General features: G+C 64.1%; 21 protein-coding genes. 14 read left to right on the top strand and 7 right to left on the bottom strand.

The window, feature by feature from the left end; translation table 11 throughout:
- Positions 1 to 350 precede the first annotated feature (350 nt).
- The 11 genes from BI327_RS07500 to BI327_RS07450 all read left to right on the top strand — a co-directional run bounded on the left by BI327_RS07500 (position 351) and on the right by BI327_RS07450 (position 10,543).
- Complete coding sequence (locus tag BI327_RS07500; RefSeq protein WP_076859052.1) at positions 351 to 1,052, top strand: RNA polymerase sigma factor; 702 nt, start codon at positions 351 to 353, stop codon at positions 1,050 to 1,052.
- A 140-nt stretch (positions 1,053 to 1,192) separates the two neighbouring features.
- Complete coding sequence (locus tag BI327_RS07495; protein WP_076859051.1) at positions 1,193 to 2,017, top strand: flagellin; 825 nt, start codon at positions 1,193 to 1,195, stop codon at positions 2,015 to 2,017.
- A 63-nt stretch (positions 2,018 to 2,080) separates the two neighbouring features.
- The gene (fliD, locus tag BI327_RS07490; RefSeq protein ID WP_076859050.1) at positions 2,081 to 3,787 is read left to right on the top strand and encodes a flagellar filament capping protein FliD; all 1,707 of its coding nucleotides are present in this window, start codon (positions 2,081 to 2,083) and stop codon (positions 3,785 to 3,787) included.
- Positions 3,787 to 4,230 carry a flagellar export chaperone FliS gene (locus BI327_RS07485; RefSeq protein WP_076859049.1) on the top strand — a complete coding sequence of 148 codons (444 nt, stop codon included), beginning with the start codon at positions 3,787 to 3,789 and terminating at the stop codon, positions 4,228 to 4,230. Before fliD ends, BI327_RS07485 begins: the two co-directional genes overlap by 1 nt.
- 97 nt (positions 4,231 to 4,327) lie before the next feature.
- Positions 4,328 to 4,849, top strand: coding sequence for a hypothetical protein (locus tag BI327_RS43650; protein WP_347337658.1), 522 nt, complete (start codon positions 4,328 to 4,330; stop codon positions 4,847 to 4,849).
- 251 nt (positions 4,850 to 5,100) lie between these two features.
- Entirely contained in the window at positions 5,101 to 5,772 is a 672-nt protein-coding gene (locus tag BI327_RS07475; protein ID WP_076859047.1) for a flagellar hook assembly protein FlgD, read from the top strand.
- A gap of 19 nt (positions 5,773 to 5,791) precedes the next feature.
- Positions 5,792 to 7,081 carry a flagellar hook protein FlgE gene (gene flgE / locus BI327_RS07470; RefSeq protein WP_076859046.1) on the top strand — a complete coding sequence of 430 codons (1,290 nt, stop codon included), beginning with the start codon at positions 5,792 to 5,794 and terminating at the stop codon, positions 7,079 to 7,081.
- Entirely contained in the window at positions 7,078 to 7,335 is a 258-nt protein-coding gene (locus tag BI327_RS07465) for a hypothetical protein (protein ID WP_347337657.1), read from the top strand. Before flgE ends, BI327_RS07465 begins: the two co-directional genes overlap by 4 nt.
- 20 nt (positions 7,336 to 7,355) lie before the next feature.
- Complete coding sequence (locus BI327_RS07460; protein WP_076859045.1) at positions 7,356 to 7,811, top strand: flagellar protein FlgN; 456 nt, start codon at positions 7,356 to 7,358, stop codon at positions 7,809 to 7,811.
- A gap of 28 nt (positions 7,812 to 7,839) precedes the next feature.
- The gene (gene flgK, locus BI327_RS07455; RefSeq protein ID WP_076859044.1) at positions 7,840 to 9,618 is read left to right on the top strand and encodes a flagellar hook-associated protein FlgK; all 1,779 of its coding nucleotides are present in this window, start codon (positions 7,840 to 7,842) and stop codon (positions 9,616 to 9,618) included.
- A gap of 16 nt (positions 9,619 to 9,634) precedes the next feature.
- Positions 9,635 to 10,543 (top strand): flagellin, encoded by a 909-nt coding sequence (locus BI327_RS07450; protein ID WP_076859043.1) that lies wholly within the window; start codon positions 9,635 to 9,637, stop codon positions 10,541 to 10,543.
- A 17-nt stretch (positions 10,544 to 10,560) separates the two neighbouring features.
- Here BI327_RS07450 and BI327_RS07445 read toward each other — a convergent pair whose 3' ends face one another.
- The 4 genes from BI327_RS07445 to BI327_RS07430 all read right to left on the bottom strand — a co-directional run bounded on the left by BI327_RS07445 (position 10,561) and on the right by BI327_RS07430 (position 13,990).
- A complete protein-coding gene (locus tag BI327_RS07445) occupies positions 10,561 to 11,496 on the bottom strand; it encodes a substrate-binding periplasmic protein (protein WP_076859042.1) in 936 nt (311 codons plus the stop codon).
- Positions 11,493 to 11,843: a c-type cytochrome gene (locus tag BI327_RS07440; RefSeq protein WP_076859041.1), complete on the bottom strand. Its 351-nt coding sequence runs from the start codon at positions 11,841 to 11,843 to the stop codon at positions 11,493 to 11,495. Before BI327_RS07440 ends, BI327_RS07445 begins: the two co-directional genes overlap by 4 nt.
- A 13-nt stretch (positions 11,844 to 11,856) precedes the next feature.
- Positions 11,857 to 13,521 (bottom strand): methanol/ethanol family PQQ-dependent dehydrogenase, encoded by a 1,665-nt coding sequence (locus BI327_RS07435; RefSeq protein ID WP_076859040.1) that lies wholly within the window; start codon positions 13,519 to 13,521, stop codon positions 11,857 to 11,859.
- A 223-nt stretch (positions 13,522 to 13,744) separates the two neighbouring features.
- Entirely contained in the window at positions 13,745 to 13,990 is a 246-nt protein-coding gene (locus BI327_RS07430; RefSeq protein WP_076859039.1) for a hypothetical protein, read from the bottom strand.
- A 201-nt stretch (positions 13,991 to 14,191) separates the two neighbouring features.
- Here BI327_RS07430 and BI327_RS07425 point away from each other — a divergent pair, with 201 nt between their 5' ends.
- Positions 14,192 to 14,590, top strand: coding sequence for an EF-hand domain-containing protein (locus tag BI327_RS07425; RefSeq protein WP_076859038.1), 399 nt, complete (start codon positions 14,192 to 14,194; stop codon positions 14,588 to 14,590).
- Between the two features lie 330 nt (positions 14,591 to 14,920).
- Positions 14,921 to 15,001 (top strand): pyrroloquinoline quinone precursor peptide PqqA, encoded by an 81-nt coding sequence (gene pqqA, locus BI327_RS07420; protein ID WP_009031067.1) that lies wholly within the window; start codon positions 14,921 to 14,923, stop codon positions 14,999 to 15,001.
- 214 nt (positions 15,002 to 15,215) lie between these two features.
- Here pqqA and BI327_RS07415 read toward each other — a convergent pair whose 3' ends face one another.
- Both BI327_RS07415 and BI327_RS07410 read right to left on the bottom strand, forming a co-directional pair.
- Entirely contained in the window at positions 15,216 to 18,344 is a 3,129-nt protein-coding gene (locus BI327_RS07415; RefSeq protein ID WP_076859037.1) for an efflux RND transporter permease subunit, read from the bottom strand.
- Entirely contained in the window at positions 18,337 to 19,404 is a 1,068-nt protein-coding gene (locus BI327_RS07410) for an efflux RND transporter periplasmic adaptor subunit (RefSeq protein WP_245334735.1), read from the bottom strand. Before BI327_RS07410 ends, BI327_RS07415 begins: the two co-directional genes overlap by 8 nt.
- Positions 19,405 to 19,615: 211 nt before the next feature.
- On the opposite strand from BI327_RS07410, the gene BI327_RS07405 reads away from it, so the two are divergent.
- Positions 19,616 to 19,852 carry a hypothetical protein gene (locus BI327_RS07405; RefSeq protein WP_076859036.1) on the top strand — a complete coding sequence of 79 codons (237 nt, stop codon included), beginning with the start codon at positions 19,616 to 19,618 and terminating at the stop codon, positions 19,850 to 19,852.
- 6 nt (positions 19,853 to 19,858) lie between these two features.
- On the opposite strand, the gene BI327_RS07400 is transcribed toward BI327_RS07405, so the two are convergent.
- The gene (locus BI327_RS07400; protein ID WP_076859035.1) at positions 19,859 to 20,212 is read right to left on the bottom strand and encodes a hypothetical protein; all 354 of its coding nucleotides are present in this window, start codon (positions 20,210 to 20,212) and stop codon (positions 19,859 to 19,861) included.
- Positions 20,213 to 20,229 lie beyond the last annotated feature (17 nt).

Raw genomic sequence — 20,229 nt, 5'->3', positions numbered from 1 at the left:
GCCTAGTCGCAATCGTCGAATGCAAGATGGCGACCAACGGCGATGGATCACTCGCATGCTCTGCGCATGCATGTGTTCGCGTGGCGTTAGTTGATGTGACAACAGCGTTTTCCGGCGCGACGAACTCTCCCGCGGGAATGCGAGGCGATGCTGAACGACTGCTCCAGATTCCGTCGAACTTTTCCCTGCGCCTTCGCGCAGCGGCAGCTTTTGCCGGGCGGTCGGCAAAAAAATCCAGCTAAGCATTTGAAAAATAACAAAAAAACTTCGCCTGGTTTGCTCGGGCCCTCCGTTCAACGCTCAGAAGCCGCATGGGATGTGTGCCAGCGGCGCTGGTTGGAGAGCGGGGCATGAGTTACGCGCTTGATATGATGGCGGCGGCCGAGGTGGAGGCCACGACGCCCGCGGTTGCGCCGGTCGAAGCGGCTGCTCCCTGGAGCAACGTCCCCACAATTGCCGACGCGGGTCCGCTCGACACCGTCGAGATCCAGGACGAAGACAAGGAACTGCTCGACCGCCTCGCCGCCGGCGACGAGGCGGCGTTTCGTGCTCTCGTCGAGCGCCATGTCGATCGCGCCTACGCGATCGCGCTGCGCATCGTCGGTAACGCCGCGGACGCCGAGGACGTGGTGCAGGACACGATGCTGAAGGTGTGGACGCATCGCGGCCGCTGGCAGCATGGCCGCGCCAAGTTCTCGACCTGGCTCTATCGAGTCGTCAGCAACCGCTGCATCGATCTGCGCCGCAGGCCGCGCACCGAGAATGTCGATGTCGTGCCCGAGGTCGCCGACACCCAGCTCGACGCAAGCACCGTCATCGAGCGCAACGAAATCGGAAATCTTCTGGAGGTCGCGATGCAGCGGCTGCCCGAGCAGCAGCGCGTCGCGGTGATCCTGTCCTACCACGAGAACATGAGCAACGGCGAGATCGCCGAAGTGATGGATACGACGATCGCCGCGGTGGAGTCGCTGCTGAAACGCGGGCGGCAGCAGCTACGCGAAATGCTCAAGCGGCACGAGCGGGACCTGCGCGGCGCGTTTACCGACTGCTAACCATAAATTCCAGCTTCTGAAGATTTCGCGCCTGACCACCGGCGGCCGACCCGTTTGATCGGGCGGACGGGGGCTGGATCCGCGTCACCTCAATTTCTCACGATGCGGCATGCCATGCCCCATCAGCACAGGAGCTATACATGCCGGCAATTTCCACCAATACCGCCGCGAACTCCGCGGTCCGCTACCTCAACATCAACTCGATGCAGGAAACCAGCGCGCTGTCGAAGCTGTCGAGCGGCTCGCGCATCACCTCTGCTTCCGACGACGCAGCCGGCCTCGCGATCTCGACCCGCATTTCCTCCGACATCACGACGCTGCAGCAGGCCGCCACCAACGCGGCGCAGGCGACCTCGATCCTGCAGACCGCCGACGGCGGCGCGTCCAACATCTCGGACATCCTGGCCCGCATGAAGTCGCTGGCTTCCGAGTCCGCGTCCGGCACCGTGGCCGATTCCAGCCGTGCCTACATCAACTCGGAATTCACGCAGCTCAAGGGCGAAATCGACTCCATCGCCTCCGGCACCCGCTACAGCAGCCAGAGCCTGCTCGATGGTTCGAGCGTGTTCTCCTCGGGCGTCTCGGTGCTGGTCGGCTCGACCTCGGCCGATACCATCACGATCACGCTGACCAGCCTGACGGCGTCCTCGCTCGGCGTGACCTCGCTCGACGTCTCCAGCCTGTCGAGCGCCACCAGCGCCATGTCGGCCCTCGACAGCGCGATCGACACCGTGTCGTCCGCCCGCGCCGAGATCGGTGCCCAGGAATCGCGCTTCAACTTCTCGGCCGACTCGATCTCGACCCAGACCCAGAACCTGCAGTCCGCCAATTCGGCGATCAAGGACGTCGATATCGCCGCCGAGCAGGCGACGCTGTCCTCGGCCGAAGTGAAGACCCAGGCCGCGGTTTCGGCGGAAACGGCGGCGAACCAGATGCCGCAGTACCTGCTGAAGCTGCTCGGCTAGTTCGAACGACAAATCGGGCCGGCATGATGCCGGCCCGGTTCTCATTGCGGCGGAAGTGTCGACATGACGGTTAGCAGCGCTACCTCGAGCTCCTCGAGCACATCAAGCACGGCATCGTCCAGTTCCGCCAGCACGGTGACCACGACCGGCACGACGAACTCGACCAGTATCGATTGGGATGCCCTGATCGAGGCCGAGGTCAACGCCAAGCTCGCAGCGGCGACATCGATCACCACGACGATCACCGCGAACCAGGCCAAGATCACGGCCTACCAATCCTTGCAGACCGAGCTGTCGACCCTGGCCTCCGGGTTGTCGTCGCTCAGCACGTCGATCATCAATTCGATCGCCACCAACGCCTTCGCCACGCGCTCGGCGACGATCTCGTCCACCGGCGACGTCAGCGCCTCGTCGGCGCTCAACATGAGCGTCAACAGCGGTTCGGCGACCGGCGATCACACGCTCCAGATCACCCAGCTTGCGACCGCGCAGAAGGTGATCGGCTCAGCGCAGTCGAGCACGTCGACGGCGCTGGGCCTTGCCGGCACGTTCTCGCTGGGCCTGTCCGGCGGCACCAGCACGGCGATCTCGATCACCAGCGGCATGTCGATGCAGGATGTCGTCGACACCATCAATGCCCAGACCTCGACCACCAATGTCCAGGCCTCCATCGTCCAGGTGTCGAGCGGGTCCTATCAGCTGGTGCTGACAGGAACCGCGGACGCTGCCGACATCACCTATTCGTCGACATCGGGCGACGACATTCTCAACAAGCTCGGCGTCACCGACACGACCGGCGCCTTTACCGATGTGCTGCAGAAGTCGCAATCCGCGGAATTCACCCTCGACGGCATCGCGCTGACGCGCAACACCAACGACATTTCCGACGTTCTGTCCGGCGTCACCTTCGACCTGCTGCAGCCGACGCCGAGCGGCACCAGCCTGAACATCAGCATCGAGACCGACACCAGCCAGATCACGACGGCGCTTCAGACCTTCGTCACCAACTACAACGCGTTTCGCGACCAGGTGATCGCGCAGTCCGCGCAGAATTCCGACGGCACGGCCGCATCGAGCGCGGTGCTGTTCGGCGACAGCACGATGCGCGATATCATGACCCAGCTGCAGCAGGTGCTCAGCGGGACCGTGAACGGCATGACGATGGCGGATCTCGGCCTGTCCTTCAACGAGAACAACGAGCTGCAGCTCGATACCGGCACGCTGTCGACCGTGCTGACGCAAAACCTTGCCGGCGTCACCAAGCTGCTGTCGGCGCAGACGACCACATCGTCGAGCCAGCTCAGCGTGGTCAACACCGGCACATCGCCGCAATCCTTCACGCTCGACCTCACGGTGGATTCGACGGGGACGCTGACCGGAGCCTCGGTCGGCGGTGACAGCTCCGGCTTTTCGGTGGTCGGCAATACCATCATCGGCAATTCGGGCACGATCTACGCCGGCATGGCGTTCAGCTATACCGGATCGACCTCGCAGTCGATCACCGTGACATCGACATCCGGTCTTGCGACGCAGCTTTACCAGCTTGCGCAGACCAATTCGGGGACCAGCGGTCAGCTTCAGACCATGATCACGAACCTGCAGTCGCGCGATACCGATCTGTCGTCCCAGGTCAGCGACATCCAGAGCAATGCCGCGACGTTCAAGGCGCAGCTCCAGGTCCAATACGCCAATTACCAGGCCGCCATCGAAAGCGCGAACAACACGCTGGGCTACCTGAAAGCACTCCTAGACGCAGCATCGAGTAACTGATGACACAGAACGCGACCGCCTACCTCGCCAACAATGCCTATCGATCCGCCGCGGTGGCGGTGCCGCCCCTGAAGGCGGTGGTGATGCTGTGCGACGGCGCCATCACGCTGTTGCAGAAGGCGCTGGACGCGCACGAAGCGAAGCGTTTCGAGGAAGGCCACACCTATCTGACGCGGGCGACCGCGATCCTGCGCGGACTGAGCCACCATCTCGACGTCACCCGCGGCGGCGCGATGGCCGATCGTCTGTTCCGGACCTACAACGCCCTGATCATGGCGTGCCTGCGCTCCTACGGCCGGCCGCACGCCCGGGAGAACTTTCGGCGCATCATTGCCAGCCTGACGGAACTCCGGGACGCCTGGAAGTTCGTTGAGGCAAACGCCGGCAAGGCCGCCAAGGCCAAGACGCTCGACAGGGCGCTCGAATCGGCCGCCGGCCGCTGAGCGGGCGAATCGGCCGGCGAACCCCGGTTTCGCCGGGAGGGGGCAGGGCGCTCGGGCGGGGCGGCCTGTTGAGGAAAAAGGCCGCTCGGTGAGCACCATGCTGGACCTGACGCCACGGCGGCGGAAATTGATTTCCGCCGTCCCGCGAATGCTTTATGACAGCCTTGGGGATGAGGCTGGATCTACGCGCGGGATGGACGTTGCGACATTCGAAGACCTGATCGACCGGCTGGGGGAGGATCTGTCCCGCTGGCCCGACGATCAACGTCTTGCCGCCGTCCAGCTTCTCGCATCCTCGCCTGAGGCGCGGACGCTCTATGAGCAGGCGAGCGCGGTGCGCCGGGCGATGGCGGCGCCGCCGGTTCGTGCACCCAGGGGCCTCGTCGACCGCATCGTGACCGCTGCAGCGAAACTGCCTCAAGAGAACATGCCCCAACAGCCGGCTTCGGAGCCGGCCCCGCCCGAAGATCAGCCGAACGACGCGCAAGCCTCAGGCGAATCCGCGCAGCAAGGCAAGGTGCTGCCGGCGCTGTTGCTGGCGCTGTTCCTGTTGCCCGCGCTGGCGCCGCCGGCATTGACGCTCGGCGGGCCGGATCTGCCGGTCAGCCTTTCGCTCTAATTCTCCCGCTCTAACTCTCCGAATTCCCGCGACGGCACTTCGCGCTTCCGCGCCGCGGGGCCGCATGCGCGCGCTTGCCGGGCTCGCGAGGCCGCGGCCGATCGGCAAAATCTGCCGATTAATCAAATGATTTCAGGCGGATGAATCCGCGCCTGAATTCGGCGCGTCGTCCGTTTTATCTGCGAACGACTTCACGACCCCAATGTTCCACCGCGTTCCGTCGCCTAGCCCGCGACGAAGAGAGCCTTGTCATGACCGTTTCCTCGGCAACCTCTGCAGCCACCTCCGCCGCCTCGAGCTCGTCCTCGAGTTCATCGTCGAGTGCGTCGATGGGGATGAGCTCGACCGATTTCCTCAACCTGCTGGTCAGCGAGCTGCAGAACCAGGATCCGCTGAACGCCACCAGCACGACCGACTTCATCAACCAGCTCACCTCCTACGCCAACTTCACCGAGCAGCAGTCCACCAACGCCAGCATGACGTCGCTCGCGAGCTCGTTCTCGAGCCTCGTGACGCTCAACTCGGTCAACTATATCGGCCACACCGTCGAAGCGAAGACGAACACGGCGCAGCTGACCGACGGTTCAGCGACGTTCGGCTACTCGCTCACCTCGGCCGCTTCCAACGTCGCGATCACGATCCAGGACTCCTCGGGCAACACGGTGTGGAGCGGCAAGGGCACCGGAAACGCCGGCTCCAACACCTTCACCTGGAACGGCCAGACCACGAACGGCACCCAGCTCAGCAATGGCGGCCAGTACACGATCTCGGTGACCGCGACCGACTCCGCCGGAAACTCGCTGCTTAGCTACACCACGATGACGGGAACGGTGACCGGGATCGATGCCTCGGGCTCGACGCCGTCGCTGCTCGTGAACGGCGTCCCCGTCAGCGCCGCCAACATCATCGGCGTCACGTCCTGATTGCTTCCGGAGTATTATCATGAGTCTCACTGGTGCTCTTTCCTCGGCGATCTCGGCGCTCAATGCGCAGAGCCAGTCGCTGGCAATGATTTCCGATAACATTTCCAACGCCGATACCACGGGCTACAAGACCACGTCGGCGATGTTCGAGGATCTGGTGACGGCGTCGAACAGCGCCACCTCCTACACGTCGGGCGGCGTCACGGTGTCCGGCCGCGCCAACATCACCCAGCAGGGCTTGTTGTCTGCGACCACCAATGCGACCGACGTCGCGATCCAGGGCAGCGGCTTCTTCGTCACCACCAACGCGACGTCCGGCGGCACCACCTCCTATACGCGCAACGGCGCGTTCACCACCGACAATCTGGGTTACCTCGTCAACAACGGCAATTACCTCGAGGGCTGGCGCACCGACGCCGACGGCAACATCGTCGGCAACGCCTCAGCCGCGAGCCTCGGGCCGATCAACACCCAGGTGGCTTCGACCAGCGGCAGCGCGACCACCAAGACGACAGTCGCGGCGAACCTGCCGGCCGATGCGGCCGTCGGCGCGACCTTCAACAGCTCGATGACGGTCTACGACTCGCTCGGTACGGCGAGCACGATCCAGATCGATTGGAAAAAGACCGCCGACAACAGCTGGCAGGCCAGCTTCGAGACGCCAAAGCTCGCGTCGGACTCCACGACGGACAGCGCCAACGCGATCACCGATACGGTGGATATCACCTTCAACAGCGATGGCTCGCTCGCCTCGACAAGCCCGAGCCCGCCGACAATCTCGATAACAGGCTGGAAGGACGGCGCGGCCGACAGCTCTACCGCCAACGGCACGGCGATCACGCTCAATCTCGGTACGGCCGGCAAGACCGATGGCCTCACGCAATATTCGTCCGGCGAGACCACGCCGGCGGTCGATCTCACGAGCATCACCTCGGACGGTCTGCCCTACGGCAAGCTGAGCAGCATCGCGATCGGCAAGGGCGGTGTGGTCGACGCCACCTATTCCAACGGTCAGACGATCGCGATCTACAAGATCGCGGTCGCGACCTTCAGCGACGCCAACGGATTGAGCGCGGCCAGCGACGGCATGTACTCCGCGACGGCCGCCTCCGGCAACGCCACGCTGCAAACCTCGGGGACCAACGGTGCCGGCACGATCTACGGCAGCGAACTGGAATCGAGCACCACCGACACCAGCGGCCAGTTCTCCAACATGATCTCGGCGCAGCAGGCCTATTCGGCGGCGTCACAGGTGATCACCACCGTCGACAAGATGTTCGATACCCTGATCTCGGCGGTGTCGCGATGATGGCAAACGCAAGCGGCGAAGATGCCTTGTTGCGGAAGCTGCGGCGCCTAACGGCGCGGGCGGGGGCCGTCAAGGCCCACGATCGGGCGCAGCTCACCGCGCTGCTCGACGATATCGGGACACTGCGTGGCCAGCTGGTGCGCGAATGCGCACGGCTCGACCAGGAACTCAACCGGGCCACGGTCCGGGTCACGGCGATTACCGCGTACGGGCGCAGCGCACAATCAGTCCGCGCCCTGCGTCGCGGACACTAGCTTGAACGGGGAGCGATGACATGACACCGGAACGCAACATCAAGATCAATCCCGCGGGCAATGACGAGCGCGCCAGGTCGTTGATCGCGCTGATCGACAATCTGATCGCGATCGTGAACGAGGAGAATGTCGAGCTCGCCAAGGGGCTGCCGGCCTCGCGGCTGAAGCAGGTCGACGAGAAGAACCGGCTCGCCACCCTGTTCGAGCAGTGCGTGGCCGAGGCCGTCGGCAAGGCCGCAAACCTCAACGTCCAAGACCGCGTGCTGCGTGAGCAGTTGATGGACCGCATTCTGAAGCTGCGGGTCGCGATGGACGAGAACGTGATGCGGCTGCGCGCGGCGATCGACGCCAGCAACCGAAGGATCGAGGCGATCATGCAGGCAATCCGCGAGCAGATCGCCAACGTCTCGCCCTATGGCGCCGGCGGCCGTCGCGTCACGCCCGCGATGTCCTATGGCACCAACGTGCGGGCCTGAATCAGGCCGGCGGCGGAGGGAGTAGGTCGTGTCATCGCTCGATATTGCACGAAGCATCGCGTTCAGCGGGCTGTCAGCCACGCAGGTGCAGATCAGCATAGCCTCGGCCAATATCTCCAATGCCGACACCAAGGGCTATACCGAGAAGACCGCCAACCAGAGCAGCAGTGTCACCGCCGGTGTCGGTACCGGCGTCACCATCACCGGGATCACCAGCACGGTCGACAAGCTGCTGCTGAAGTCGCTGGTCGGGGCCGATTCCGATCTTGGTGCCGCCGACACCAACAACAATTACCTGACCGAGCTCCAGCAGCTCTATGGCTCAACCTCGAGCTCGGACAGCTCCACGACGGGGACGTCGCTCGCCAACACGATCGCGGCGTTCGAGTCGGCGTTGTCGTCGCTGGCGAGCACGCCGAGCAGCGCATCGTTGCAGGCGAACGCCGTCAGCGCGCTCAACGCGGTCACGGCCCAGCTGCAGCAGACCTCGAGCGGTATCCAGAAGCTGCGCGCCGACGCCGACCAGGATATCGCCTCGTCGGTCAGCGACATCAATACCGACCTGCAGCAGATTTCCGACCTCAACAAGCAGATCAAGCAGGAAGCGGCGGCGGGCCAGCCGACCGCCGATCTCGAGGACCAGCGCAACAGCGCGCTGCAGGATCTCGCGTCGCAAATGAACGTGAGCTATTTCACGAACTCGAGCGGTGACCTGCAGGTCTATACCGGCTCGGGACAGGCGCTGGTCGACAGCACGGCGCATCCGCTGAGCTACACGGCAGCGTCCAGCGTCACGGCATCGACGACGTATGTCGCGGGATCGGCGACGAGCGGCTTCAGCGGAATCACCGTCAACGGGGTCGACATCACCTCGCAGATCTCCTCCGGCAAGGTCAGCGCGTTGATCACCCTGCGTGACCAGACGTTGCCGGCGGCGCAGTCGCAGCTCGATGAGCTTGCCCAGCAGCTTACCGCGAGCGTGAACGCCGTATCGAACCAGGGCACATCGTTGCCGCCGCCGTCCAGCCTGACCGGAACGGCGACCGTGAGCAGTTCAACGGCGCTGTCGGCGACCGGCACGGTGCGGATCGCGGTTGCGGACAAGAGCGGCAATCTCGTGTCCTACAAGGACCTCGATCTGTCGTCCTACGCGACGGTCGGTGACCTCGTCACCGCGATCAACGGGATCTCGGGCCTGTCGGCGTCGGTCGATGCCAATGGCCATCTGTCGATCTCGGCGACCGGATCCGGCAACGGTGTTGCCATCAACGAGATGACGAGCTCGGTCGGCAGTTCGGGTGAGGGCTTTTCGGACTATTTCGGGCTCAACGATCTCATCACCGGCACCAACGCTTCGAATATCGCGGTGCGTAGCGACATCCTCAGCGGCACGGCGACACTGCCGACGGCGACGCTCGACGCGTCGTCCACCCTGACGGTCGGAAACTCGGTGCTGTCGTCAGGCTCGGCCACCGTGGTGAATGCGCTCTCGAGCGCGCTGACCGGGTCGACCAATTTCGGCATGGCGGGCGGGCTCGGCGCGACGACCGGCTCCTTCACGGATTATGCGGCTGCGATCGTTGCCAACGTCGCGGGCAAGGCGAGCCAGGCGTCGGCGACCTATACCGCCAAGCAAACCGCGCAGTCGACCTATGCGAGCTCACTGTCGTCGCAGTCCGGCGTCAACATTGACCAGGAAAGCGCGAATCTGAGCGCATTGCAGAACAAATACGCTGCCGCGTCCCAGATCATCACGGCCATCAACGCCATGTTCTCGGCGCTGATGACCGCGATGAGCGCAAGCTAAGGGTGAGGGCGTCGTCATGTTGATGCGTGTTGCCACCTTCGCGCAGTCGGATCAGATGATCACCAATGCACTGCGGCTGCAGGCGGTGATGGCCAACGAGCAGGTGCAGGAATCTTCCGGGCTGCAATCCGAGGACTTCGGGGGATACGGTGCCAACGCCGGGCGCGTCATCAATCTGCAGGTCTCGGTGACGCGCGCCCAGACCTATATCGATGCCAGCAATCTCGCCGACAACAAGGTGCAGGCGATGTATTCGGCGGTCGGCTCGGTGACCGATATCATCACGCAGCTCCGGACCCAGCTTAGCGCGGCCACCACCGGCAGCAGCACGGCGACGGCATCGGTGATCAACTACGCCCAGCAGGCAACGTCGCAGATGCAGGGGCTGCTCAACACCCAGTATGACGGCGAATATGTCTTCAGCGGCGCGCGCACCGATACTGCGCCTGTGGATCTGTCGAGCTTCGACAGCGGCACCGGCTCGCTGACGACGTCAGACAGCAGCTACTACAAGGGCGACAGCGAGATCGCGTCGGTGCGCGTGTCGGACAGCCAGTCGGTCTCCTACGGCGTCACCGCAGACAATTCGGCATTCGAACAGGTCATGCGGCTGTTGAAATATGTCGGCAACAGCACGACGTTGTCGTCGAGCGATATCTCGCAGGCGCTCGACCTCGCCAGCAGTGCGCTGGATGCAACCTCCACGGTGCAGGCCAAGCTGTCGACGGCGGCATCGCAGATCGAAACTGCCAGCACCAACCAGAGCGACTATCAGAATTTCGCCAAGACCCTGTCGACCAACCTCACCAGCGTCGACGTCGCCGCGGTGACGGCGCAGCTCGCGACCTATCAGGCGCAGCTGACGGCATCCTATTCGGCGATCTCCAAGATCCAGAGCCTGAACCTGGCGAGCTATCTGCGATAGCGGGGCGGTCGCCGGCGTCACCGGTTCAGGATCTTCAGCCAGACATCGCCGAGGATGATCGGTTCGCGCGGCGGAAGCCAGGTGAGGCCTGCGGCCTTGCCAAGCTCGGCGATGCTGCCTTTGGCCTGCAGCTCGGACAGCACCTTGTTGACGGCCTCCAGCAGCGCCTTGTCGGATGCGAGCGCGACGTAACCGCGGTTGGCACCGATCGGATAGTAATAGCCGGAGGCCGTGATCCTGGTCTCCGGATGATCAGCGCGGTAGGCGTCGAACCGGCGCAGGTCGAGCAGCGTTGCGTCATATTCGCCGCGCTCGAGCTCGCCCAGCAGGTCGCTGCGTCCGGGAACGAGGTGGGTGATGTCTTCGATCAGCTTTCCCTTGTCGAAGGTCATCAGGATGGCATCGCCCAGCGTGCCGCTTTCGATCGTCAGACGAAGCCCGGCGAGATCGCCGATATCGGTGATCTTGCGGTCCTTGATCTTGTCCTGGGCCTTGGGGCCGAGCACGACGGTCATCGGCGAATAGATGTAGGGCGCGCTCGGCACCAACACTCCGATCGGAATCCGCCGCCGGCGATCCTCGCGGGTGGCGCCGTCGAAGTCCGGCAGCTTGGCCGTCGTGACACCCGGCGCCTTCAGCGAGTCAGTGGTGAGTGCGTAGCCGCCGACCAGCGAGCAGCGCCCGTCGGACAGTAGCGCGTTGGCTTCGAGCGCGGGGCTCGAATCCTCGTCGAGCTTGCTCTCGAACCACTGAATCTTGAGCGGACGTCCAAGCCGCTCGGCGATTACTTGCGCGAGCGCGACGTCGAAGCCGGAATCCGGCTTGCCGCGATGATGTGCCGATAGTGGCGGGAGATCCTCGTCGAGGCACACCTTGAGCGGCTCGCTGGCATGCGCTGCCGCCGACGTAGCGAGCAGCAAGGCCGCCGCTGCGCCTGCCAGGAGGGCCCTCATTGGGGCCTCCGGGTCGCCAGGAAGGCCCAGACGTCGGCGATCTCCTGCTCGTTCAGGATGTCGGCCCAGGGCGGCATCTTGCCGTTCTTGCCTTGCTTTACAGTGGTCACGAAGCGGGTCTTGTCGCCGGCAAAGGCGCGCAGGTCCGGCGTGATGGTGCCGGAGTTGACCATGTTGGGCCCATGGCAGTGCGAGCAGTTCTTGGCGTAGGTGACCTTGCCTTGGTCGGCCTGACCTTCAAGATCGATTGCACCGGGTTGCTGTGCGGCGGCCGGGATCAAGGTGATCGAGGCCGCCGCGACGGCGGCGAAGATCGCCGCCGTCAACAGGGATACTCTTTCAGTCACGTGGGCTCCGCGCTCAGTTCTTGACCGCGAAAACCCACAGCGAGCCGCCAGGTGGCACCTTGGCAAGCCGCTCGTCGCCGGAGAACAGCGAATAGACGCCGCCATAACCCGAGGTGACGGCGACATATTGCACGCCGTCCTGCTGCCAGGTGATGGGTTGTCCTTCGATGCCCGAGCCAGTCTGGAACTGCCAGAGCTTCTTGCCGGTGCCGGCGTCGAACGCCTCGAATTCGCCGGTCAGCTGACCGGAGAACACCACGCCGCCGGCGGTGGAGAGGACGCCGGAGAAGCGCGGAATGTCGCTCGGCGCTTCCCACTTCGCCTTGCCGGTCATCGGATCGATCGCCTTGAGATGACCGCGCGGTCCGGTGCCCCATTCCCAGGGATCGGTGAGGTCCATGCCGAGATACCATTCACCCTGCTTGAACGTCACCGGTTCGGCCTTGTACTTGCCGCCGAAGGCGAGCGTATTGGCGTAGGCGAGGCCGGTCTGCGGATTGAACGACATCGGCTCCCAGTTCTTGCCGCCGAGGATCGACGGATAGACCGTGACCTTCTTGCCCTCACGCGCGTCCTTGGCGACGTCGGTCTCGATCGGGCGGCCGGTCTTCATGTCGATCCCGGTGGCCCAGTTGACGTTCACATAGGGATTGGCCGCGAGCAGCTTCCCGTTGGTGCGGTCGAGCACGTAGAAGAAGCCGTTGCGGTTGGCATCCATCAGCACCTTGGTCGGCTTGCCCTCGACATTCATGTCGGCGAGCACCATCTCGGCCACCGAGTCATAGTCGAACGGATTGTTCGGCGAGAACTGGTAGTGCCACTTGATCTTGCCGGTCTTCGGATCGAGCGCCAGCACCGAGCAGGTGTAGAGGTTGTCGCCGGGACGCACCGCCGAGTTGAACGGTCCGGGATTGCCGATGCCCCAATACACCGTGTTCAGTTCGGCATCATAGGAGCCGGTGATCCAGGTCGATCCGCCGCCGAGCTTCCAGGTGTCGCCCTTCCAGGTGTCGCCGCCGGGTTCGTCCGGCGTCGGGATCGAGTAGGTCCGCCAGAGCTTCTTGCCGGTGGCGGGATCCCAGCCGTCGATGAAGCCGCGCGTGCCGAACTCGGCGCCCGAGATGCCGGTGATCACGACGCCGTCGGCGACCAGCGGCGCCACCGTCATCGAGTAGCCTTCCTTGATGTCCGCGGCCTTCTCGCGCCACAGCTCCTTGCCGGTCTTGGCGTCGAGCGCGATCACGTTGGCGTCGAGGGTGGTGCGGAACACCTTGCCGTCATACAGCGCGGCGCCGCGATTGATGATGCCGCAGCAGACGATCCGCGGCGTCTCGGCGGGATATTCGACCTTGGTCTTCCAGATCTGCTTGCCGGTCTTGGCGTCGATCGCGATCGTCGCGTTGTGCGTGGTGACGTACAGAACGCCCTGGTAGACGAGCGGCTGCGATTCCTCGCTGCGGTCGTCGTTCAAACTGTAATTCCAGACCGGCACCAGATTCTTGATGGTGTCCTTGTTGATCTGGTTCAGCGTCGAGAAGCGCTGAAGATTGTAACCCATTCCGTAATTGAGAACGTTCGATGTATCGGTCGCCCCCTTGACCAACTGCTCGTTGGTCTGGGCGCTTGCACCATACGATGCAAGAATCACGAGGCTTGCGGCCAGCGCAATGCGTCTCATCCTATCCTCCCAATGAACCTTTTTCTGCACGCCTATTCCTGACGTTGCGGACGCAACCATCCGCCTGAAACCAAAACGGGTCAATACGAAAACGTGAACGAACCCCAGCCAACCGTGAGAGGCCGTCGACGGCGCCAGGTTTTTTGCAGATGCGTCCGTGCCTTACCGTCGCGTGGAATACGCAACACCAGCGTTGGCCCTCATGTCGCAGCGCGAACGGTCGTCAGCTCGACGGCGTGTGGGGACAAGCGCTCGGCCGCGGTTTCGCGCCCCGCTTGTCCGGCGGCACATTGCAATTGTCGATGCGCTGCTCGTCGGTCCATTTGCGGCCGAGCCGCTCCTTGCCGGTGAGCGGGCGCTGCTGGACCGTCTCTGCCGACCGGGCAGGGGCCCCGTTCTGCGCGGACACCGGCGCGATCAGACCGAGCGCAACGAGGCAGCCCAACGCGGTCCTGCAAATATCGCTCATGGGTGGCCTCGCTCGTGCTGCTGCAAATGCAATCGACAGGCCGCCACCGTTGATCCGTCAGGGCGTCGTTTTCCACCCGAAACCCGACAGGATCTCGCCGGTTGCATGAACGGTAGGAACCCTCGCCGAAGCTGCTATGCTGAGCTTCGATCGCAGACCCGCTCCGGTCTTTTGCCGGAGCGGCATCAAGGGAGACGAACGATGATTTCGCGCCGATCGCTTGCTTTGACTTTGGCCATGGCCGTCCTGTCAGTTCCCGCCCTGGCGGCATCCGGCGGTCGCAGCGCGCTCAAGATGCTCGACCCCGACAATGACGGCACGGTCGACCTTGCCGAAGCCAAGAAGGCTGCCGCCGATCTGTTCGCAAAGCTCGATCCTGATCATGACGGTACGCTCGACGTGCGCGAATTGCGCGGACGGTTGACCGCAAAGGAGCTCAAGATGGCGGATCCGGATCGCGACGGCACCCTGACGCTCGACGAATACCTCGCGGTCGTCGAGCAGCGTTTCAAGGCGGCTGATCCCGACAATGATGGAACGCTGGATGCGAAAGAGTTGAAGTCGCGCGCCGGCCAGGCTCTGCTGCGTCTGCTCAAATAGGGGGCTTGCCGGGCGGATTTGCGGATATTGACGCCGGATTCCGCGCATAACAAAAAAAGATACGATTTCGCTCTTGGGCAAGACGCAGCCGGCATAATCAGGTTTGCTTATTGGTGCGTCGCTGCCCGGTGGCCGGAAAATGCCTGACAGAACAATGCCGGCATTTCCCAGCCGTTTCGAAACCGGGCAGACGTGAGCGAGCCGTCGTCCGTTCCGGCATGTCCAGAAGCGAAGTCGGGCCCTCACCACCCCAGCTTGCGCCCTGGAAAAGCCAGCCCTAGCTTGCCGCGCGGCGCGAGGCTTGCGCCAGCTTTTACTTGGGAGAAGGAAATGGCCTGGAAAACACCGAAGATCGTCGAAGTGCCGGTGGGCATGGAAATCAACATGTACGCCTGCGCAGCGCGCAAGTAAGACCACCTGTCGACCTGCCGCGGCTTCGATGGCAAACGCCGTCGAAGCCGTGGCAGCGTCGGCGGGCCTTTTGTCTCCGGGCAACTGTCGAATCGATCGCTGCGGCGTCGCCGCGCCAATCTCCGTCTGAACGGGATTCGACACTCCCCCCAATTCTCAACTGTCCATTGCCGGATCGTGCTGCGTCACGCTTGATCAGCGCCGCTATGCGTGTTCAGGGCCGGCTCTTGAACCGCGCATATCGAAGCGCGAGGGTCGGCAGCACCAGCAGACTCAGTGCCATCGAAGTCATCAGGCCCCCAAGGATGACGATCGCCATCGGGCCCTCGATTTCACGTCCCGGTTCTCCCGCGCCGATCGCGAGCGGCAGCAATCCAAGGCCGGTCACTAGCGACGTCATCAGGATCGGGACGAGGCGGTCGGCCGCGCCCTCGATCACGGTATCCAGCCCCCACACGCGACCGTCGACCAGCACGAGATGCTCGTAGTGAGAGATCATCAGGATGGAGTTGCGCAGCGTGATTCCGAACAGCGTGACGAAGCCGACCATCGATCCGAGCGAAAGCAGGCCACCGGTCAACGCCAATGCGAACACGCCACCGACAAAGGCAAACGGCAAATTGATCAATACCAGCATCAGATTTCGCCAATGGCCGGTAACCATCGCAAGCAGAACGACGATACCTGTGCCGGCCAGCAGGGAGTTGACGATGAGATCGTGCCGCGACCGCGCCTGCGCCTCGGCCGCTCCGGCAAATTCGACATGAGCACCTGGCGGCAGCGTGACCTCGCGGGCGAGCTTGCGCTTGGCGGCGGCCACGAAGGATTCGAGATCGCGTCCGCTGACGTTCGCCGTGACGGTCTGAACGCGCTGCGCATTCAGGTGCTGGATCTGATAACGGCCCGAGGTCTCGTAGACGTCGGCGATTTGCTTCAGCAGAATGTAGGCGCCGCTCGGCGTGCGCACCGGTAGCTCACCGATCTGGGTGACGCGGGCGCGGGCATGCGCGTCGAGGATCACGATGACATTGAAGACGGCGTTGCCTTCATATCCCTGGCCGACGACATCGCCCTGATAGGCGGTGCGAATCATTTCGAGCACTTCGACCGCATCGAGTCCCCAGCGCTGCAGATCCGTCGGGCGAAGCGTCACGTTGACCTGCGGCATCCCCGGCGGGGATCGTTGCTGCACGTCGACTGCCCCCGCGACCTCATCCAGTTCTCGCGCGACGTCGCGCGCAGCGCGCTCGAGCAAATCGAGATCGGGCCCGTAGATGTTGACGACCACCGCCGCGGTGAAGCCGGAGACGGTCTCCTCGACGCGTTCGGTCAGGTAGGTCTTGCTCGAGAAGGATACCCCGGGAAAGTCGGCAAGAGCCGCCCTGATGCGCGCTTCCGCCACGGATTGAGCGCGGCCCGAGAGCCCGGGCTCCAAATCGACCTCGAACTCGCTGGAATGCGGACCAACCGTGTCGATGCCGGCCTCGGCCCGGCCTGCATGCTGCGCCACCCTGCGCACGCCCGGAATCTGCCGGAGCGTATCCGTCATCAGCTTGCCGATACGAAGCGATTCGTCGAGCGAGGTGCCGGGGATCGCAGAGACGTGCAGGATCAGATGGCCTTCCCGCAGATCCGGCAGGAAGGTGCCGCCGAAGAAAGGCAGCATCGCCGCGCCGGCGATCGTTAAAGCCGCGGCCGCCGTCATCACCAGCTTCGGGTAACGGCCGATACGACGCAGCAATGCCTGGTAGTAGCGACGGGACCACCGCACCGCAGGCGGTTCATGCAAGCGCTGTCCGCCCGTCCTCCCGACGAGGAGCAGCATGGAGAGTGCCGGCGTCACCGTAAGGGCGACCGCGAGCGAGGCGAGCACGGCCAGGATGTAGGCGATGCCCAGGGGGCCGAACAGACGGCCTGCAACGCCGGAGAGCGTCAGGATCGGGAGGAAGACCAGCAGCACGGCAAACGTCGCGTAGGCCACGGCGGTACGCACTTCGAGGAAGGCCTCGAGCACGACGCGCGCCTCGGGTCTCGGCGCAGTCGCGCGGCGGTTTTCGCGCAATCGACGCACGACATTCTCGACGCCGATCACGGCGTCATCGACGACTTCGCCGATCGCGATTGCAAGGCCGCCGAGCGTCATCGTGTTGAGCGTTTCGCCCATCCATTGCAGTGCGAGCACCGCCGCTATCAACGACAGGGGAATTGCGGTGCAGCTGATGATCGAGGTGCGCCAGTCGAACAGAAATAGAAACAGGACAACGACGACGAGCGCGCCGCCGATCAGCAAGGCGTTGAGCACGTTCTCGGTCGCCGCGTCGATGAAATTGGCCGGGCGGAAGATGTCGGCATGAAGCTTGACTCCGTCGGCTTCGAGGCCGGGTCGCAGTTCCTGCAGCGCGGCTTCCGCCCGCGTCGTGACCTCTCGCGTGTTCGCGCCGTATTGCTGGCTGACCATCAGCATGATGCCGGGCGCGCCGTCGATGAGGGCGGCCCCGATCGGCGGCTCCGGTGCGGTCACGACGGTGGCGACGTCGCCGAGCACCACGCTTGCGCCGCCTTCATGTCGAAGAACGGTGCGAGCAAGCTGGTCGGGCGTCAAGGACTGGCCCTGGGTTTGCAGTGTGACGCGCTGATTGGCGGTATCGATGAAGCCGGCGCCCCGTACGCCGGTGGCCTTGCGCGCGGCGGCCAGCACATCATTGAGACCGACCCGGAATCGGATCAAATCGTCGGGGCGGACCTGCACTTGCAGCGACCGGACGTCCTTGCCGTAGGTGGAGACTTGCGCCACGCCCGTCACGGCCAGAAGCCGCCGTGCCACGGTCCAGTCCGCAATTGTTCGCAAGTCCATCAGCGAGAGCCGGTCGGACGTCAGGCCAATGACCAGCACCGTGCCGGCCAGCGGAGTCAATGGTGTCATCGACGGCGTCTGCACGCCCTGTGGCAGCCGTGCGGACACGGCCGCGAGACGTTCCGTCACCAATTGGCGCGCCCGGTAGATATCGCTGCCCGGCTGGAAGACGACCGTCACCACGGAGAGGCCCTGGATCGATGACGAGCGCAGACTTTCGACACCGGCCAGGCCGTTGATCGACGTCTCGATCGGTTGCGTAACCAGAATCTCGACATGCTCCGGGCTGAGGCCGGGGGCTTCGGTCTGGATCGTGACCTGGGGCGGTGCGAACTCGGGGAAGACGCCGTATTTGGCTTCGCCGAGCGCGAACAGGCCGTAGCCCAGCAGCGCGAACGAAAGCGCGAGCACGATGCCGCGGAAGCGGATGGCGAACGCGACGAGAGCGGCTTGCGGCCCTGACCGATCGGAGCCGGTGCCGTCAATCATTGTCATCGCCGCCCCGAAGCTCGCTCTTGGCCTCTTCGGAAAGCAGGACCTGTGCACCCCGGATGACGATTTCCGATCCCGACGGGATGTCCCGGACGACGTAGTCGTCATCCGAGACCGGCTGATCCGTGCTGATCGGATGCCGCCGGAAGCTGTCGGGGCTCACGCGCAGGTAAACCCACGATCGGCCCTGCCATCGCACGATCGCGGTATCCTCGATGAACACGCCCTCGTAAGTGTTGCCCGACGGCACATAGGCAGTGGTGTTCATACCCGGCAGCAGGCCGCTGTCGCCTGGCGCCGAGAAGAAATAGCTCAATCCCTGAATGCGGGGGTCGGTGCGTGTTGCCGGAGAGATGTACTGCAGATCGATATTCGCATTTTGCGTCGGCGCCTGCGCCAGGGCCGTCCCCGGAGTCCCGGTGACACTCACACCGGGCGGCAGCGTCACCTGAACCAGAAACTGATCGCGCTCGATCAACCTGACAATGGCGGGCGAGCGCTCGACGATTCCACGGCCGATCACCGACCCCCATTCCTGCTGTGCCGTTGCCGCGAGAGTCCGGAGCTGCGATTCCGCAGCCGCAAGCGCGGCCTTGTCGGTCCGCAACGTTCCTTCCGCGGCCTCGGCTTCCTTTCTCGGGAGCGCGGCGGAATCGACGAGGTTCTTGGTCCGGTCGAATGCGCTCTTGGCGACTTCGAGCTTGGCCTGCGCCGTCTGAAGTTGGGCCTGCGCGTTGGCGTAGCTGTTGGCGAGCTCGGTAATGCGGGAGATGTCCAGCACCGCGCCGTATGCGCGGAATTGCTCGGGATGCGGAGCGGCTTCCACGACCGCGGTCTCGAGTCCGATCTGTCCCTGCTGGCTGGGTGTCAGCTTGACCACCGCCTGGCCGCTGTTTGCGGCGCGGGAAGGCTCGGCGCGACCCGAATCCGATTTCTCCGGCTGCGGCTCCGCCGCCGCGCGCCGGACCTCGCCGGTGAGAGCCCAAGCGCCGGCGGCGAGCGCCAGCAAGCACACAGCGACCGCGACACCGCGCCAGGAGGTTTCCGTAAGAGCCATCAGCCTGTTAGCAGTTGTGGGGAAGCAGCTTATTGACGAAATGAATTGGCGGCAAGGTGCCGGTTTCACGGTTACCGTCTCGTGTGAGGCCGGCGTGCTTGCTGGCCCGTGACCGCCAGGTTCCGCTTGATCTCGCGCGAAAATGAAACTTCCGGCTGCTGTGGGCGTAGCGCTTATGTTATCTTTTGAAGACGCCCGCGAGGTTTCATGCATGAATCCGATTGATCTGATCGTCACTGTATGTGCCGTGCTGTCGCCCGCCACCTGCGAGGAGCAGCATCTGGTGTTCAACTGGAACGGCTCGCTGCAGCAATGCGCCATGGCCGCGCCGCCGTACATCGCGCAATGGGTCGGCGAACATCCGAAATGGACCGCGGTGCGATGGCGTTGCGAATATCCGCACAGCAACGATCGCGCCGGCACCGGCGGCAATCCGCCGGCCGGCTAGCCCCGTTTACTTGTTGCAGTCCTTCAGATCCTTGTCGGACACCGAAAACACGGCGTCGGCCTTGATCTCGATGTCGCGGGCGACGCACTGCTTGCCCCCGCTGTAGCCGACCTTGGCGTCGTAGCGGCCGGGCTCGACGCCGGTGATGCGCAGACGCTCGTCGTGGTCGACTTCCTTGTCCTTGTCGTTGAGCGTCTGGTTGGGACCCCACTCGTTCTTGCCGGCGGGCGACAGCTCGAAGCTCGAAATCGTGGCGCTGGTCAGATTCCACAGCCGGATGCCTTTGCCCTTGCTCTGGGCGAGCACGGTCGCCGGCAGCACGAGCAACGCAACACCAACAGCGATCAACGCGCGCGACATCCAACCTCTCCTTTGCT

Source organism: Bradyrhizobium mercantei (genome assembly GCF_001982635.1).
GTDB lineage: Bacteria > Pseudomonadota > Alphaproteobacteria > Rhizobiales > Xanthobacteraceae > Bradyrhizobium > Bradyrhizobium mercantei.
The sequence above is the reverse complement of the archived record's forward strand: the minus strand, read 5'-3'. Positions and strand labels throughout refer to the sequence as shown.

Coding starts and splice junctions, on each gene's coding strand:
- BI327_RS07405 (WP_076859036.1), top strand. CDS start 19,616: ATGAATCCGATTGATCTGATCGTCACTGTATGTGCCGTGCTGTCGCCC.
- BI327_RS07450 (WP_076859043.1), top strand. CDS start 9,635: ATGTTGATGCGTGTTGCCACCTTCGCGCAGTCGGATCAGATGATCACC.
- BI327_RS07400 (WP_076859035.1), bottom strand. CDS start 20,212: ATGTCGCGCGCGTTGATCGCTGTTGGTGTTGCGTTGCTCGTGCTGCCG.
- flgE (WP_076859046.1), top strand. CDS start 5,792: ATGAGTCTCACTGGTGCTCTTTCCTCGGCGATCTCGGCGCTCAATGCG.
- BI327_RS07495 (WP_076859051.1), top strand. CDS start 1,193: ATGCCGGCAATTTCCACCAATACCGCCGCGAACTCCGCGGTCCGCTAC.
- BI327_RS07460 (WP_076859045.1), top strand. CDS start 7,356: ATGACACCGGAACGCAACATCAAGATCAATCCCGCGGGCAATGACGAG.
- BI327_RS07410 (WP_245334735.1), bottom strand. CDS start 19,404: ATGGCTCTTACGGAAACCTCCTGGCGCGGTGTCGCGGTCGCTGTGTGC.
- BI327_RS07465 (WP_347337657.1), top strand. CDS start 7,078: ATGATGGCAAACGCAAGCGGCGAAGATGCCTTGTTGCGGAAGCTGCGG.
- BI327_RS07435 (WP_076859040.1), bottom strand. CDS start 13,521: ATGAGACGCATTGCGCTGGCCGCAAGCCTCGTGATTCTTGCATCGTAT.
- BI327_RS07485 (WP_076859049.1), top strand. CDS start 3,787: ATGACACAGAACGCGACCGCCTACCTCGCCAACAATGCCTATCGATCC.
- BI327_RS07475 (WP_076859047.1), top strand. CDS start 5,101: ATGACCGTTTCCTCGGCAACCTCTGCAGCCACCTCCGCCGCCTCGAGC.
- BI327_RS07425 (WP_076859038.1), top strand. CDS start 14,192: ATGATTTCGCGCCGATCGCTTGCTTTGACTTTGGCCATGGCCGTCCTG.
- BI327_RS07500 (WP_076859052.1), top strand. CDS start 351: ATGAGTTACGCGCTTGATATGATGGCGGCGGCCGAGGTGGAGGCCACG.
- BI327_RS43650 (WP_347337658.1), top strand. CDS start 4,328: ATGCTGGACCTGACGCCACGGCGGCGGAAATTGATTTCCGCCGTCCCG.
- fliD (WP_076859050.1), top strand. CDS start 2,081: ATGACGGTTAGCAGCGCTACCTCGAGCTCCTCGAGCACATCAAGCACG.
- BI327_RS07415 (WP_076859037.1), bottom strand. CDS start 18,344: ATGATTGACGGCACCGGCTCCGATCGGTCAGGGCCGCAAGCCGCTCTC.
- BI327_RS07430 (WP_076859039.1), bottom strand. CDS start 13,990: ATGAGCGATATTTGCAGGACCGCGTTGGGCTGCCTCGTTGCGCTCGGT.
- BI327_RS07445 (WP_076859042.1), bottom strand. CDS start 11,496: ATGAGGGCCCTCCTGGCAGGCGCAGCGGCGGCCTTGCTGCTCGCTACG.
- pqqA (WP_009031067.1), top strand. CDS start 14,921: ATGGCCTGGAAAACACCGAAGATCGTCGAAGTGCCGGTGGGCATGGAA.